11 protein-coding genes are annotated in these 14,819 nt (G+C 39.1%); 4 read left to right on the forward strand and 7 right to left on the reverse strand.

Going from position 1 to position 14,819, the window contains the following annotated elements; all coding sequences use genetic code 11:
• Positions 1–95: 95 nt before the first annotated feature.
• Complete coding sequence (locus ACJV2T_RS02450; RefSeq protein ID WP_419399025.1) at positions 96–2,081, reverse strand: hypothetical protein; 1,986 nt, start codon at positions 2,079–2,081, stop codon at positions 96–98.
• Positions 2,082–2,730: 649 nt separating this feature from the next.
• Entirely contained in the window at positions 2,731–4,071 is a 1,341-nt protein-coding gene (locus ACJV2T_RS02455; protein WP_415687780.1) for a Na+/H+ antiporter family protein, read from the reverse strand.
• Between the two features lie 557 nt (positions 4,072–4,628).
• Here ACJV2T_RS02455 and ACJV2T_RS02460 point away from each other — a divergent pair.
• Both ACJV2T_RS02460 and ACJV2T_RS02465 read left to right on the forward strand, forming a co-directional pair.
• Entirely contained in the window at positions 4,629–5,396 is a 768-nt protein-coding gene (locus tag ACJV2T_RS02460) for an ATP-binding cassette domain-containing protein (protein ID WP_415686951.1), read from the forward strand.
• Entirely contained in the window at positions 5,386–7,464 is a 2,079-nt protein-coding gene (locus tag ACJV2T_RS02465; RefSeq protein WP_419399085.1) for a YhgE/Pip family protein, read from the forward strand. The genes ACJV2T_RS02460 and ACJV2T_RS02465 overlap by 11 nt, the downstream gene beginning before the upstream one ends.
• A 108-nt stretch (positions 7,465–7,572) precedes the next feature.
• Here the strand turns inward: ACJV2T_RS02465 and ACJV2T_RS02470 are convergent, their stop codons facing one another.
• The 3 genes from ACJV2T_RS02470 to ACJV2T_RS02480 form a co-directional block, all read right to left on the reverse strand.
• Positions 7,573–8,703, reverse strand: a complete 1,131-nt coding sequence (locus ACJV2T_RS02470) for a 4-hydroxybutyrate dehydrogenase (protein ID WP_419399026.1) — start codon at positions 8,701–8,703, stop codon at positions 7,573–7,575.
• A 192-nt stretch (positions 8,704–8,895) separates the two neighbouring features.
• Complete coding sequence (nox, locus tag ACJV2T_RS02475) at positions 8,896–10,236, reverse strand: H2O-forming NADH oxidase (protein ID WP_415686949.1); 1,341 nt, start codon at positions 10,234–10,236, stop codon at positions 8,896–8,898.
• Positions 10,237–10,312: 76 nt separating this feature from the next.
• Complete coding sequence (locus ACJV2T_RS02480; protein WP_419399027.1) at positions 10,313–10,525, reverse strand: hypothetical protein; 213 nt, start codon at positions 10,523–10,525, stop codon at positions 10,313–10,315.
• A 179-nt stretch (positions 10,526–10,704) separates the two neighbouring features.
• Here ACJV2T_RS02480 and ACJV2T_RS02485 point away from each other — a divergent pair, with 179 nt between their 5' ends.
• Positions 10,705–12,213 (forward strand): type I restriction-modification system subunit M, encoded by a 1,509-nt coding sequence (locus tag ACJV2T_RS02485; protein WP_419399028.1) that lies wholly within the window; start codon positions 10,705–10,707, stop codon positions 12,211–12,213.
• Positions 12,203–13,267, forward strand: coding sequence for a restriction endonuclease subunit S (locus ACJV2T_RS02490; RefSeq protein WP_419399029.1), 1,065 nt, complete (start codon positions 12,203–12,205; stop codon positions 13,265–13,267). The genes ACJV2T_RS02485 and ACJV2T_RS02490 overlap by 11 nt, the downstream gene beginning before the upstream one ends.
• On the opposite strand, the gene ACJV2T_RS02495 is transcribed toward ACJV2T_RS02490, so the two are convergent.
• Together ACJV2T_RS02495 and xerA are read right to left on the reverse strand one after the other, a co-directional pair.
• A complete protein-coding gene (locus ACJV2T_RS02495; protein ID WP_419399030.1) occupies positions 13,264–13,809 on the reverse strand; it encodes a restriction endonuclease subunit S in 546 nt (181 codons plus the stop codon). The genes ACJV2T_RS02490 and ACJV2T_RS02495 overlap by 4 nt on opposite strands.
• 12 nt (positions 13,810–13,821) lie before the next feature.
• On the reverse strand, positions 13,822–14,808 hold the full coding sequence (gene xerA / locus ACJV2T_RS02500) for a site-specific tyrosine recombinase/integron integrase (RefSeq protein ID WP_419399031.1): 987 nt from the start codon (positions 14,806–14,808) through the stop codon (positions 13,822–13,824).
• Positions 14,809–14,819 lie beyond the last annotated feature (11 nt).

The following is a 14,819-nucleotide window of genomic DNA, read 5'->3' on the forward strand; positions in this document are numbered from 1 at the left end:
AAAATAAACGCCAGGGAGTTTATTTCAACTCGACTGGCGTTTATTAGTTAGATGCGTTTATTAGTTTTATTTGCGTTATTCGCTAGTTGCGTTTTTTACTTGCTGTGTTTGCCAATGCGCGTGCGTTTAAGCGAAAGTGCGCCGAAGGCTGACAGCAAGAACGCTAATCCAGCACCTGCAATGTTTGATGTTTCAGAGCCTGTGCTAGCAAGTGGTTCATGCGTTTGTGGAGTTTGTGCTTCTTCAGCAGTCTCTTCTTGCACTGGCTTTGGTTCTTGTTCTGGCTCCGGCTCTGTCACTTCTTCCGGCTCTGGTGCAGGAATTATAGGCACTGGAATAGGCTCAGGCTCCGGCTCTGGAGTCGGAACAGGAGTTGGAACAGGAGTTGGTTTCGGTTCTGGCTTTGGTTCCGGCTTAGGCGGTTCGGGTTTCGGTGCTGGCTGTGGCTGTGGCTGTGGTTCCGGTTGTGGTTGTGGCTGTGGCTGTGGCTGTGGTTTAGGTCTCGTCACTGTTAATTCCGTCTTACTTATTCCCATAGTTTCCGTAAACGTACCGGGTACATGACAAGTCTCTATCCTATAAACAGGAATTGTGCGACTTGTTTCGCCTTCCTTCCAGTCTGTAATGTTAGGAATGCCGCTAATACTATTCGTAACAAAATCGAACGTTAAGCCGCTGAGACCATCTCCACCAATCGTTACCGTATGAAGGTTCCCACGTGTATCGTTATACGTTCTCGAGCCGATTGTGGTTGCGGTAACCGCATTAAAAATTTCTTGATATTTTTTGTATTTGAAGAACCATGGCGTTTCTTTAATACCATCTACAACCGTAGGTGTTGTTTCGTTAGCCTTTATAGTTTTGAGCGTGATATTGGTATATTTCCTTGCAACAACCTCTGTATTTTCCTCATTAAATGGGATAGTACACGGTTCTGCGATTAGCACGTTATTAATAGGATCATATTTGATATAGTTGCTATATGCTGCTGCTTTATACATATCAGCACTGGTTACTTGCCAGCGTATATATTCTTCAGCCTTATCAGTTGCAAGTCCTTCAGCCAATTTGTTAGTGCTATCAGTAAATTGCGGCGGTTGCTTCTTCGTAGGGTCTAGAACTGGAGTTTGTTGTGGCTTACTCACTGTCCATTCAAACTGGCTTAAACTCATGGTGTCTGAGCCATCATTGCCCTTATGGATTGTTGCCATATAGATAGTAAGTGTACGAGTTGTTTCGCCATCATTCCAATCTGTGATGGTAGGAGTGCCAGTGATGCCTTGTTTTCCAAAGTCGTATTTCAGACCAGTTAGACCCTTGCCGCCGATTCTTTGTTCAACGTTGTTAAAATTATACGAACCGATTGTCGTTTGATTAATTTCGTCCCAGATATCCGCATACTGCTGATACTTGAAGAACCACGGGGTTTCTTTAATACCCTCTACAACTTTAGGTTCCGTTTCTCCGACCTTTAAGGTTTTGATCGTGATATTGTTGTATTTTCTTGCAACAACACCTTTCTTCTCATTCTTGAATGGATCCGTGCTTACAGTTGTAGTCAACACTTTTGTATCGGGATTGTAATTGAGGTAATTACCGTACGCCGTCATTTGTTCTGAACTAGAGTTGGTGGAGTTGTTTATTGCTCGCCAGCGAACATAATTACCGCTTGCATCGGTTGCTAGTGCTGCAGATAGTTCATTCCTATCAAACGTAAATGTCTTTGGCTCAATCTTATGATTCTCCGAGCCTGCAGTTTTAAATGTTGGAACAATCTCTTCTTGTAGTTGCTGCCCGTTCTTGCTATACATACGAAGTCCCGTAACGCGAATAGTAGCGTTAGGATGTTCGCGCGCTGCACTCGTGCGCCATTTGAACGTGTAGCTATAATCTGCTGAGCGCGTTACCCAAGAATCATACGCTAGTTCATATTTATCGCCGTTTTTATATTCGACGTGTATGGCTTCCATGTAGTCCTTACAATCGCCGTACTTTGTCGATTGATTTAATGTGATTTCTTCGTCTCCGCGCATGAACTTTGGCTTAATGGTAACTGCTACACCTGGCTCTACCTCTGTCATTTGTGGATATGAAACAGTTTCTTCCTGAGAGTCTGCTTTTTCTGTTGTAGCTTCTGTTTCCGTAGTCTTAGTAGTTGTAGTAGATGGAGTTACACTGCGGTATTCTGCACTGCTGGTTTTATTTCCGAGAGATTTATTATCTTCTGTTTTATCGTTGCTAGTTTTATTTTCGTTAGCTTTATTATTGCCAGTTTTGGCGTTATTCTCTAAATCATTTTGATTAGTGAGATTTGCAGGGGGGGGGTAGTTGTTTTTATGTTATTTGCATCAGTGCCAGCAGCGTAAGCGGTTTGGCTCATGCATACTGCGCAAGCTGCCGTTGCAATACCCATCATTGTCGAAGTCAGAATAATTTTCGCTGCCTTATTCATAAAACACCCAACTCTCTAATCAACTACCTAATCAACCATCTAACTAGATACCTAAATAAATTTATTTTATTTTGTTTCGAAATATACAATAAATGTATAATAAATTCGAAATTTGCATATTACATTATAATGTTTTTGATAAAGAATAAAAGTGTTTATCGATAATTTTATCAATAAACACTTTTATGTTTCGAAATGCTTAATCTCTATTAAATATTCAACTAAATATTTAGCTAAATAATACGAGATGTTTAGTAGCTAATATCAGAAATAATCTGCTAAATAAACTGCGAAATAACAATGCCGGCAGCCATAAGCGGAATATTGAAAATAAGGAATGTTGGAACGCAAGTATCCCAAATGTGACTGTGCTGACCGTCTGCGTTTAAGCCGGAAGTAGGTCCAAGCGTAGTATCGGAAGCAGGGGAGCCTGCGTCTCCGAGAGCTGCAGCGGAAGACATAAGAAGAATCGTTGCAGGAGTGCTGAAACCAATGCTCTGGCAAAGTGGCACGAACAAAACCGCAAGAATAGGAACCGTGCCAAACGAAGTGCCAATTCCCATAGTCACAAGCAAGCCAATAAGCGTAATAACAAATGCGGCAACAAGTTTGTTCTGTCCCATAGAAGCTACGCCAAAGTTTACAAGCTCCTCAACTCCGCCTGTAGCTTGGATCACGTTAGCATATCCGCCCGCAATGAGCATCACAAACGCAATAAGACCCATGAGTTTTACGCCGCCAGTAAGCTGATTGTCAATGTCGTTCCACTTTATTGCTCCAAAAATAATCATGGTTGCAAGACCTGCAATAGACGAAAGCGAAAGATCCTTACTAATAACTTGCACTACTACAACAACAATAATTGCGAGAATAGTCACATAATGGCGTAAATTAAGAGGTCCGACAACAGCGTCGGCTGCGCGAGTGTCAGTTTCTGTAGTTTTGTATTCGCGAGGTTTTCTGTAAAGCACAAAAACTGCAAAAAGTAGTGATGCAAACATAGCAAGACCTAAATACCAGTTCACAGCACTAACGTCTGCAACACTAACCTTCATGCCGTTTTTAGAAAGATTCGTAGCGATAACAGTTTGGAAAATAAGACCAAAGCCAAACGGAATAGCAATATACGGAACTTCAAGACCAAAAGCAGTGCAGCAGGCAGCTGCTCGGCGGTCAATCTTAAGTTTGTTCATAACTTGCAAAATCGGCGGAATAAGAATAGGAATGTAAGCAATATGAACCGGCACAATATTTTGAGACATGCATGCAATAATAGTTAGTACCGCAAGTAGAGCGTACTTTTTCATGCCAATGATTGAGCTAATTTTTTTAGAAATAATTTGAGCTAAGCCTGTTGCAGTAATTGCTTCCGCAAAAGTACCAAGCAAAATGTAGGCGAGTGCAGTTTGTGCGTTGGTGGAGAAACCGTCGCAAAGCAAAGCCATAATTGTGTGATTTCCGTCACCGAAAAGAGGAAGATGACCGGCAATGCCACCTGCAATGCAAGCTACTATCATTGATAGCAAAACATTAAGTTTTGCAAGACTAAGCGCGCATAGCACTACAACCGACACAATAACCGGATTAAATATAATATTTAAAATTTGCAAACCTAGCATGCCGTTCACCCCTTTAAATGCTTGAATTTTAATATATTGTTTGAAGCAATACGTTTTATTTCGTATTGCTTATGCTTGTATTTTTGCATATGTATTCCTACATATGTATTTCTTACATTTAGTAATTAAGGACAATATTGCATGGAAGTGATTACAACATGTTTCTTAATTAAATATAAAATATAAACAATTAAATAAAAAAATTAGATTAACTCAACAATTGTTTACCCAAAAGAGTACTCTAAAACATTAGTGGTGAAGAATTAATAATAATCACCAAATGTCCGGTTTTGCACCGTTTTATGCAACATTGCAACGTGAGTTTACCGCTTAAAAATGGCGATAAAGCAATGTGAAAATTAAAAATTGTTTTGCTAATTGTGAAAATCCAAAAATAAACAATAAACAACAAACAAAAACAACAAAAAACTAAAAAATTGAAAATTGAAAATTGAAAATTGAAAATAGTTATTTAGAGTAAGGAGGAATGCCTGGCGCTCTAAGCGGAATTTAGATACTGCGTTGTGTCTAAGCAATAAGCGTCAAACATACAAATTATGCAAGAGGAACAAATGCTTTTAGAAGCTAAAGAATTAGGTTTACAAAGATTTAGAAGAACACCATTTTGGGATGTGTCGCTAAAAGTTGCACCTCATCAAATCGTTGCAATATCAGGCGAACACGGCTCTGGAAAATCAGCTTTGCTACTTGCACTGTCTGGTTATATGAAATTTACGAACGGAACTCTTACTATTGCGGACGCAACTCTTCCTAACGATTTCCACGAATCTCGGCAATACGTGGGATTGGGATTATTCAACGGAATTAACGAATTCTACAAAACGCAAACAATAGAAGAAGTTCTTATGAGCGAGTTGAAACTCGCATCGCGCTCGCCTCTATTTTTGAAGCAATACAAAAATGATGTAAAAAATCGCGAAGCGTTACAGCAGTACGCTTACAACGTGCTAGCTCAATGGAAAGTATTTTCTCCTCACGAAACAGCAATAGGAGAGTTAACTCCATGTGAGCGCATGCGTTTGGCAATTGCGCTTGCTTTGTTAAAAAAGCCGTGGTTGCTATTTGTTGATGGAATTGAAACGGAGCTTACTAGCGAACAAAGTGAATGCTTACTTTCTGATATTCGCGCGTACGTTAGTAAAAATTACTGCTCTTGCCTTGTTGGAGTTTTGCAAAGTGAGTTAGAAAAGCAAGCGGATCAAGTCTTAAGACTAAGCCCAAATCATGGTGGAGTAGAAAATTCTCATATTGATTCGCAGCTTGGTACAAGTGAAGCAAATGGTGGTGAAAACAATGCGCGTTAATACTCTTGCTCTTGCATTTCGTGAGCTTAACAATACATTGAAAGGAAAAGCTCGAAAGCTTGTTATTGGAACCGTAGCTTTGATTCCACTTTTATACGGATCGCTTTATTTATGGGCATTTACTAATCCTTATAAGACTTTAAATACTGTGCCTGTAGCTGTTGTTGTTGAAGACAATGGCGCTATGATTAATGGCAAAATGCGAAACATTGGAAACGAAATCAAAACTCGTTTAAAGAATCAAAAAGACGGTAGTGAAGGTTTCCAATGGAATTTTGTAAATAGTGATGAAGCAAACAAAGGTCTTAAAAATGGCAATTATTTTATGGTAGCAACTATTCCAGCTTCCTTCAGTAAGTGCATTGCTTCCGCGCAATACGATACTCCAACTAAAGCAAAACTTCACGTAAAGTACGATCAAGCAAGCAATATGCTGGCTTCACAAATTGGTAAAACTGCTTTCCGCACTATGCGTACTGAAATTAGCGAGGCGATTGCTCAAGAGTATTGGGAGAATATGTTTGCGAAAGTTAATTCTGCTTCTGATTCTCTTGGTGATGCAGTAAATGGTGCTGGTGCTTTGCATGAAGGCTCACAATCTTTGCAAACTGGAATAAATAAGCTTGCAAATGGATCTAATCAACTTTCACAATCTTTGCGAAAACTTCAAGGCGGATTAAGTGAGCTCCAAAAAGGAGCAAATACTCTTTCTAAAGCAAACGCTAGAAGTAAAGCAGGCGCGCAATATCTTGCACAAAAAACGCAAGATTTAGCAAACGGAGCTCAACAATTAAGTGAAGGAACTCAAAAACTATCAGCAGCAACAAGCGAATTCTACAATGGTGCGCAAAAGCTTTCTGCTTCTAGCAGTGAATTAGAAGAACACGTTAAAGCTGGAAACGCTGAAACAAAAGCACAAATTACTGGTCTTCTTATGAAAGCGCAAGATCCTAGGGTCACTAAGGAAGACGTGCTTGTTAGCTTACAAGGTTTAGCTGGAGGATTAAGTGAAAATTCTGATCTTCTAGAAACAAATCTTTCTGCTTTAAGCGCTGGAGCAGACAAGCTTTCTGCTGGAAGTTTGCAAATCAAGGGCGGAGCTGACGCAATATCTCAAGGTATTGAAGCTGTTAATACTGGATCAAATAAGCTTGCTGCTGGAGCGAATAGTCTTGCTGAAGGTTTGGCTCAAGTAAGTAACGGTAGCGAGAAACTAAATAATGGTGTGAATGCAGCGTCTCAAGGTTCAGCGAAAATAGTGAACGGTTCTGATCAGCTTAATTCCGGAGCTAAGAAGCTATCGGATAATACTCCAAAGCTGGTTGAAGGCGCAAAAAAGTTGCATGACGGGCTTAAGAATTCTCAAAAGTCTGGAAAAATCAACAATATTGTGCAAAAAAGTAAGATGATGAGTGCGCCTGTTTCTTTGGAAGAACACGAGTATTCTCACGTTGAAAATTACGGAACAGGTTTCGCTCCTTACTTTATTTCCATAGGCCTTTGGGTCGGCGCTCTTATGGCAACCTTTGTTTTGAGAGTTATGGATAGGCGAGCGATACTAAACGGCATGAATCCGCTTAAGAGCGCGCTTATTAGCTTGACGCCGTTTGTGCTTATGGGCGTTGTGCAAGCTGTAATTCTTATGGGCGTAGTGCACGTTGTGTTAAAGCTGCAAATTGACAACGTTCTTGCGTTCTACGGTCTTGGAATTATTGCATCCATAATGTTTATGGCAATAATGCAAATGATTATGGTGATTTTCCACATACCAGGGCGAATAGTTGCAATTGTGCTTCTTATGTTGCAAATCACAAGCTCTGCAGGAACGTTCCCAGTACAAATGACGCCGGCATTCTTTAGGGCGGTTCATCCATATTTGCCTATGACGTACTCGATTATGGGGTTGCGTCAAGCAATGTCTGGAAAGAACAGTGGTGAAATAGTTTCAGGCATTGGAATGCTTGTGCTTTTCGGCGTTATTGCGATTGCTATAACAAGTATTGCCTTCCGCATGAAGCGTACTGTAAAAATGTTTGATTTGCATCCTGTAATAACGCTTGATGCATAAGTGTTAATGTAGGCGCGATAATTAAAATCCCCGCAGCTTTTGTTGGTTGCGGGGATTTTTTAGTGAATCTAGTTTAATTTAGTTACTTTATAAATACGTTATCTGACTTTAGAAAGTAGACGCGTAGACTTCGGCAATTGCAGATTCGTCCATGTGCATGTATGAATTCTTCAAAAGTCGCTGCTGCTCTTTAACAACGCTCGAAGCCCAGCTTTGAATCATATCCTCGGTCATGCCATACTCGTGAAGCTTGTGCTTAGGAAGAATCGTGTTAAGAACTTCGTCGAGCTTGTCTAATACGTCCGCTTTTTGGCATTCAAGAATATTTGCCATGAAGTCGAAAAGCTTAGAAAGCTCAGTGTTTTCTGCACTATTCTCGTTGGAGTCATGCTTAGCATAGTAGCGCAAAACGCTTGTAAGAAGAGCAGCATTTGTTTCGCCGTGAGCCACGTGGAAAGTGCCGCCAAGCGGATAAGCCATCGCGTGAACGCAACCGCAACCAGCGTTACCAAACGCAATGCCAGCGTAAAGGCTTGCCGAAACCAAATCGCTTACAACTTGGCTTTTTGCGCTGCTGCCTTCCTTCACAACTCGCATATAACTTTGCAAAATAAGTCCGCAAGCCTTGTAGCTAAACATTTTTGTAAGCTCGGTTGCAATAGGAGAAAGTGCGGACTCAATCGAATGTGTAAGAGCGTCAATAGAGCTGGTTGCAAAAACGTAATCCGGCAGGCTCTTTAACAATTCCGGAATAAGAACCGCGTCAGTAGCGTAGCAAGCGTCGTTTGCCAAACCCTTCTTGGTATTGCGCTTAGTAAGCGAGAACACGGCAACGTTCGTAACTTCGGAGCCAGTGCCGCAAGTAGTTGGAACAAGAATAAGATCCGCGCCTTTTTGTGCAGGAATCTTGCCGTCAACTAAGTCTTCAAGCGGGCTTGTTTGCTTCAACGCACAAACCTTCGAAATATCCAAAACAGTGCCGCCACCAATGCCAATCACGCGCTTTGGAGTGGTGTGAATGTCACTAACGATTGCATCAACCATTGCGTCGCTCGGCTCGCCCTTGCCGTATTTCTCTTGGAAAATCACGTCGCAATCAAGATTCAAATCGCCAAAATAAGGCTCCCAAATGTACTGGTTTGTAATAACCAAATCACCCTTACCAAGCTTGAATTCTTGCGCAAAGTCGCGTGCTTGCTCGAACTTATGAATAGTTGGTTTAATAGAAAGCTGCTTCATCCTAGACTCCTTTGTTTTAATCTGCATGTCTTACGCTAATATGCGCGTCGTGTGCGCGCTTTTGTGCGCGGATGATTAAAAAACCAAGCAACTGCTCCATTATAGAACAGATTGCTTGGTTTAATAAATGCGATTTAAGCTAATAGCAGAAGCTAATTGCACAGATTAATCATCAAAAATTACAGATACTAATCATCCCTTCAACAAAGCCGTGTAAGCAGCCATCGTAATGTAGTTGTATGGCTGGTTGAAGTGAGGCATGAAGAAGATGTCGCACAAAGCAAGTTCCTTAATCGTTACTTTCTTTTGAATAGCCAGCGAGAACAGGTGAATTGCGGCAGACATATCGTAGTTAGAAGCCAACTGACAACCAACAATAACCTTCGTATCCTTCTTGTAAACGATGCGAATCTTCACCTTTGGATTCTCAACTTCCATAAACGCAGGCTTTTGAGTATCCTCAAAATCAACGTAATCAACGTCCATGCCTTCTTTTTGAGCGGCAGTCAAGCTCAAGCCTGTGCAAACAAGCTTGTAATCGTAAATCATCATTGCGCTAGAACCTTGCACGCCCTCGGTTTCTACAGGAGTTCCGCAAACGTTGTGACCTGCAATCAAGCCGCTTCGAACGGCATTAGTAGCGAGCGCAATGTAGTTTACGCGGTCTCGAGCGTTGTCGTAGATTGTAGCGCAGTCGCCAATTGCGTACACGTCTGGATCGGAAGTTTGCTGCTTCTTGTCAACAAGGAAAGCGCCGTTAGCATACTGCTTTAAGTGATCTTTGCCAAGCGCAACGTTTGGATGGAAGCCGATAGCGCAAATCACCATGTCTGCATCGTAAGTGCCTTTGCTTGTTTTAACAGCTTTTACTTCAGTTTCGCCAACAATTTCTTCAACAGTTTGACCAAGTTCAAACTTAATGCCTTTATCTTCCATAATTTGCTTCAAATTATCGGAAAACTCTGGGTCAAAGTATCCGTTAAGAATATGGTCTTCCATGTCAATAAGAGTTACGTTCTTGCCAAGTCGCTTAAAAGCTTCCGCAAGTTCCACGCCAATGTAGCCTCCGCCGAGAACCACGACGTTACGGAAATCGCGCTCTTGTAGCTTAGCGATAACAGTTTGAGCATTCTGGAAAAGCTTTACCATTTGCACGTTTTCCAAGTCAATGCCCTTAATGCGAGGCTTGTTTGGAAGGCTGCCGGTAGCAAGAACCAGCTTGTCGTAAGAATCGTGAATAACAGTGCCGTCTTTAAGTTCGACTGTTACTTCTTTCTTTGCGTAATCAATGTCTAAAACTTTACTTTCAAGATTTACCTTAGCGCCTTTTTTAACGAAATCTTCTGGCTTCTGATAGAACAGTCCGTCGCTGCTTTGAATTTGCTTGCCAATCCACAAAGCCATGCCGCAACCAAGGAAGGAAATATTACTATTCTGATCGTAAATTGTAAGCTCGTTTCCTGGGTAGCTCAAAATGGTGTTAGCGCAGGCAGTGCCGGCGTGATTTGCGCCAATCTGAATGATCTTCGTCATCGGTAATCTCTTTTCGTCGTTGAATCTAGTTTTAATTTTGTTTATTTCTGTTGAATTCTGCTGAAATTAATTTAATTTAGTTTAATTTAATTCCGCTAAATTCTGTTGAAATTATTGTATGTGCTTCAACTGCTTTGTTTAATTCACGCTGCGGCGCGAATGCACATCCAATGCACAATACTATTACACGAATGCGAGTCTTACCAATTTTGATTTTGTGCGTGTTGTGGTGGAGTTTTTGTGAGTGATATTTTTTAGCTTTATTTGTTTTAGTCATATTTGATTTCATATTATGCTGATTTTTAAAAGTTTCACAAGAGTATAAGTGGTGTTACATGTGGTGTCAATGTCTACGTTGGTTTATGATATCTAGATTTAATTAGTAAATCGTTAATTGATGTAAACTTAATACTAGATTTATTCTGTAGATGATTAAGCTTTGCAAGTAGATAGGTGGTTGGTATATAGATGGCTGATAAAAATGCGGCGAATATAGGTTTTGAAAAGCAATTATGGGATGCTGCATGCGTGTTATGGGGGCATATTCCAGCTGCTGAATATCGCAAAGTAATTATTGGCTTAATTTTTTTGAGGTACGTTTCTACTGCATTCGAGAAGCGTTATAAAGAACTTGTAGAAGAAAATGATGGTTTTGAAAACGATCGTGATGAGTATCTTGCTGATAATATTTTTTATGTTCCAGAAAATGCAAGATGGAATGTGATTGCTTCTGCTGCTCATACTCCTGAAATTGGTAAAGTCATCGATAATGCAATGGATGCTATTGAGCGAGAAAATAAGAGTCTTAAGAACGTATTGCCAAAAAATTATGCAAATCCTGATTTGGATAAGCAAGTTCTTGGCGACGTTGTCGATATTTTTACAAATAGCATTGATATGAGCGGTAATGGACTTGATGAAGACATTATTGGAAGAACTTATGAGTATTGCATAGCTCAATTTGCTGCTGTAGAAGGTAAAGATGGTGGAGAATTCTATACGCCTTCCAGCATAGTAAAAACTTTGGTTTCCGTGTTAAAGCCGTTCGATAATTGCCGCGTGTATGATTGCTGCTGCGGTAGTGGTGGCATGTTTGTTCAGTCTGAGAAGTTTATTGAGGCTCACAGTCATCGTCGTGGAACTATTTCTGTTTATGGACAAGAAGCTAATCCAGACACTTGGAAAATGGCTAAAATCAATATGGCTATTCGTGGTATTGATGCAGATTTAGGACCGTATCAGGCAGATACTTTTACTAATGATTTGCATCCTACTTTGAAAGCCGATTTTATTCTTGCTAACCCTCCTTTCAATTATCACCCGTGGAATCAAGAAAAACTACTTGATGATGTGCGTTGGAAGTATGGAGTTCCTCCTGCAGGAAACGCTAATTACGCTTGGATTCAGCATATGATTCATCATCTTGCTCCAAACGGGAAAATTGGTCTTGTTCTTGCTAATGGTGCTTTGTCTACATCGACTACTTCAGAATTCGACATACGAAAGAAAATTATTGAAGATGATTTAGTAGAAGGCATTATTGCTATGCCGACTCAGCTTTTCTACAGCGTTACTATACCAGTTACATTGTGGTTTATTACTAAGAATAAGAGGCAGACTGGTAAAACTGTTTTTATTGATGCCAGAAATATGGGTCATATGATTGACCGTAAGCATAGGGATCTTTCAGATGAAGATATACAAAAATTATCCAACACGTTTGAAGCTTTTCAAAATGGAACTTTGGAGGATGTTAAAGGTTTTTGCAAAGTAGCAACAACAGAAGATATAGCTAATCAAGATTACATTCTTACTCCAGGAAGATATGTTGGCATTGAAGAGCAGGACGATGACGGAGAGCCATTTGAAGAGAAGATGACGAGGCTTACTTCTGAACTTTCAGAAATGTTTGCAAAATCGCATGAATTAGAAGCTGAAATCAAGAAAAATTTGGGGGCAATTGGGTATGAAATTTGATGTTTTTTCATTGGGAGAAATTGCCAAAATCAGATACGGAAAGAACCAAAAAAATGTTCAATCAGATAATGGTGATATTCCTATCTATGGAACTGGTGGATTAATGGGATATGCTTCGCGTTATCTATATAATTATCCATCTGTATTAATAGGGCGAAAAGGAACAATTGGCAAAGTAAGTTATGTTGAACATCCATTTTGGACTATTGATACATTGTTCTACACTGAGATTAATGAAAATATTGTTATACCAAAGTTTTTGTACTATCTTATGTCTTTGATTGATTTAAATGCTTATGACGAGGGTACAACAATACCAAGTTTACGTACTGAGACATTGAATCGTCTTGAATTGAGAATTCCAAGTATTGATTATCAAAAAAAGATTTTAAGTATTCTTGATCCAATCTATATGAAAATACAAGCTAATTCAGCTATAAATAAGAATTTAGAGGAGCAAGCTCAGGCTATTTTCAAATCGTGGTTCATTGATTATGAACCTTATAATAGAATAGTTCCCAATGATTGGGTTGAATACAAGTTGAGCGATTTCTTGCCTGTAATTACTGGCAAGAAAAATGCCAATGTATCTTCATCAATCGGGACATATCCATTTTTCAGCTGTTCTCAAGATATTACTTGGACGGATGAATACTCTTTTGAAGGTAATGCAATTCTTGTAGCTGGAAATGGAGATTTCAATGTAAAGTTCTACAACGGAAAATTTGAAGCATACCAGCGCACATATGTTTTGATTCCAAGCAACCCAAAATTTTCTGCTTGGTTATTCTATGCAGTAAAACATAATCTTAAGAAAATCACGGCAACTGCTCGTGGCTCAGTTATAAAATTTATAACAAAAGGTAGCCTTGAAAACTTTTCATTTTATGCCCCATTAAACCTTGATAATTTTTCTGTAATAGATCAATTTACTGCAATAAATAATATAATTGCCTCAAATCGTAAAGAAAACACCTATTTATCGTACCTAAAAGACACTCTTTTGCCAAAATTAATGTCTGGAGAACTTGATGTATCAAATCTCGACATTTAGAAAGCTAAATTCTTATTTATAGCTCTATTATTTTCAATTTTGGAATCGATTGAAGATAGGAGTGATGATATTTTTCGTTGATCTTGTATGTTTTCTGGAACATTTACCTCTACATGTTTCATTGCACTGCCAGATATTTCTTTGAACGTTGTTCCGCTACCAAGATTACTTATTTTATTTTTGTTATATTTAAGCAAGTAATACAGAAATAAATAATCGGTATTTTCATTTGGTATTACACTTTTGAATCCTTGATTTGTACACATTTCATTTGCAGCAATTGCCACGTAACCTATTGGTGCACGAGAAGAAAAAAGAATAGAATTTTTAGGCATTAATTGTGTTGAGCAACTGGAAAGTCCTTTATTGGTTATATTGCGTTTTCCTTTGGAAATATATCTTCCAGAAAATCCCGCTAAATCTTTTGGTGTAATCCAAGCAATGTTACCATTTTCATAATTTTCTGGTTTATTAGTAGACGGTGTAGCTCCTCCTACAACTGTGCCAAGATCTGATATTGTACAAGTTTTCCATTCAGTCATAATCTCGCCGTCCTATCCTATATATTTTCTATGTGCTATTTTAACATTACTTTGTTTTACCATAGCGTATTGAAGCGTAGTATCAATGCGTTGGTGTCCCAATAATTTTTGTAGTTGTTCAATTGGCATGCCTTTGTCTATTGCAATTGTTGCGAGCGTTCTTCTAAATTTATGAGGATGCACTTTAGGTATGTTTAATTTTCTACCCATGTTACGAAGCCGTTGCTCTATTCCACTAATCTGTAATCGTTTATAAGGGGCTTTAAGGCACACGAATAATGCTTTATTGTCGTCAGTTCTTTTGCTTAAATATTGTTGTAAATGCAGCTTTGTTCGAGCATCAAAATACACGAGTCTTTCTTTGTTGCCTTTGCCAAACACCACACATTCTCTTTCTGTAAAATCTATATCGTCACGATTAAGTAGAGCTAATTCGCCTACTCGCATACCAGTTGAAGAAAGAATATCAATCATTGCTAGATCGCGTATCTCTTTGCAATTGTCTCTCATTTTCTCTAGGTCTTCATCTGTATAGGTTTCTTTTATGCTACTTGCTGTTTTTACTTTATGTATGCGTCTAACTGGGCTTTTAATAATATGATCTTCATCTTCTAGCCAAGCAAAAAAGCTTGATAATATCCTACGAATATTGTCTATTGTTACTCTGCTGGATTGGTTTCTATTTTGATATTCAGTCAAATATGTTCTTAAATCTTCAGTAATAATATGTTGAACGTTTTTGCCAATCGAAGCAATCATTAATTCAATAGTAGTTTGGTAATACTTTAATGTTTTTTCTGAGCAACCTTCTACACGTTTAGCTGCTATAAATTTTTCAAGCAAAGTAGTGCTGTTGTCTTCATTTTTGGTTGTATCTGAGCAACTTACTTCGTAGCAAAAAAGTATTCGTTCCATAACTTGGTGTAGATGCTTTAGTTGCGAATTGTCAAGATAAGGCAACATTTGCTGCATAATAGTTGACATAAGTTCTTGCTTCATTAGTATCTCCT

This window comes from Gardnerella phocaeensis (genome assembly GCF_048545075.1).
GTDB lineage: Bacteria > Actinomycetota > Actinomycetes > Actinomycetales > Bifidobacteriaceae > Bifidobacterium > Bifidobacterium vaginale_J.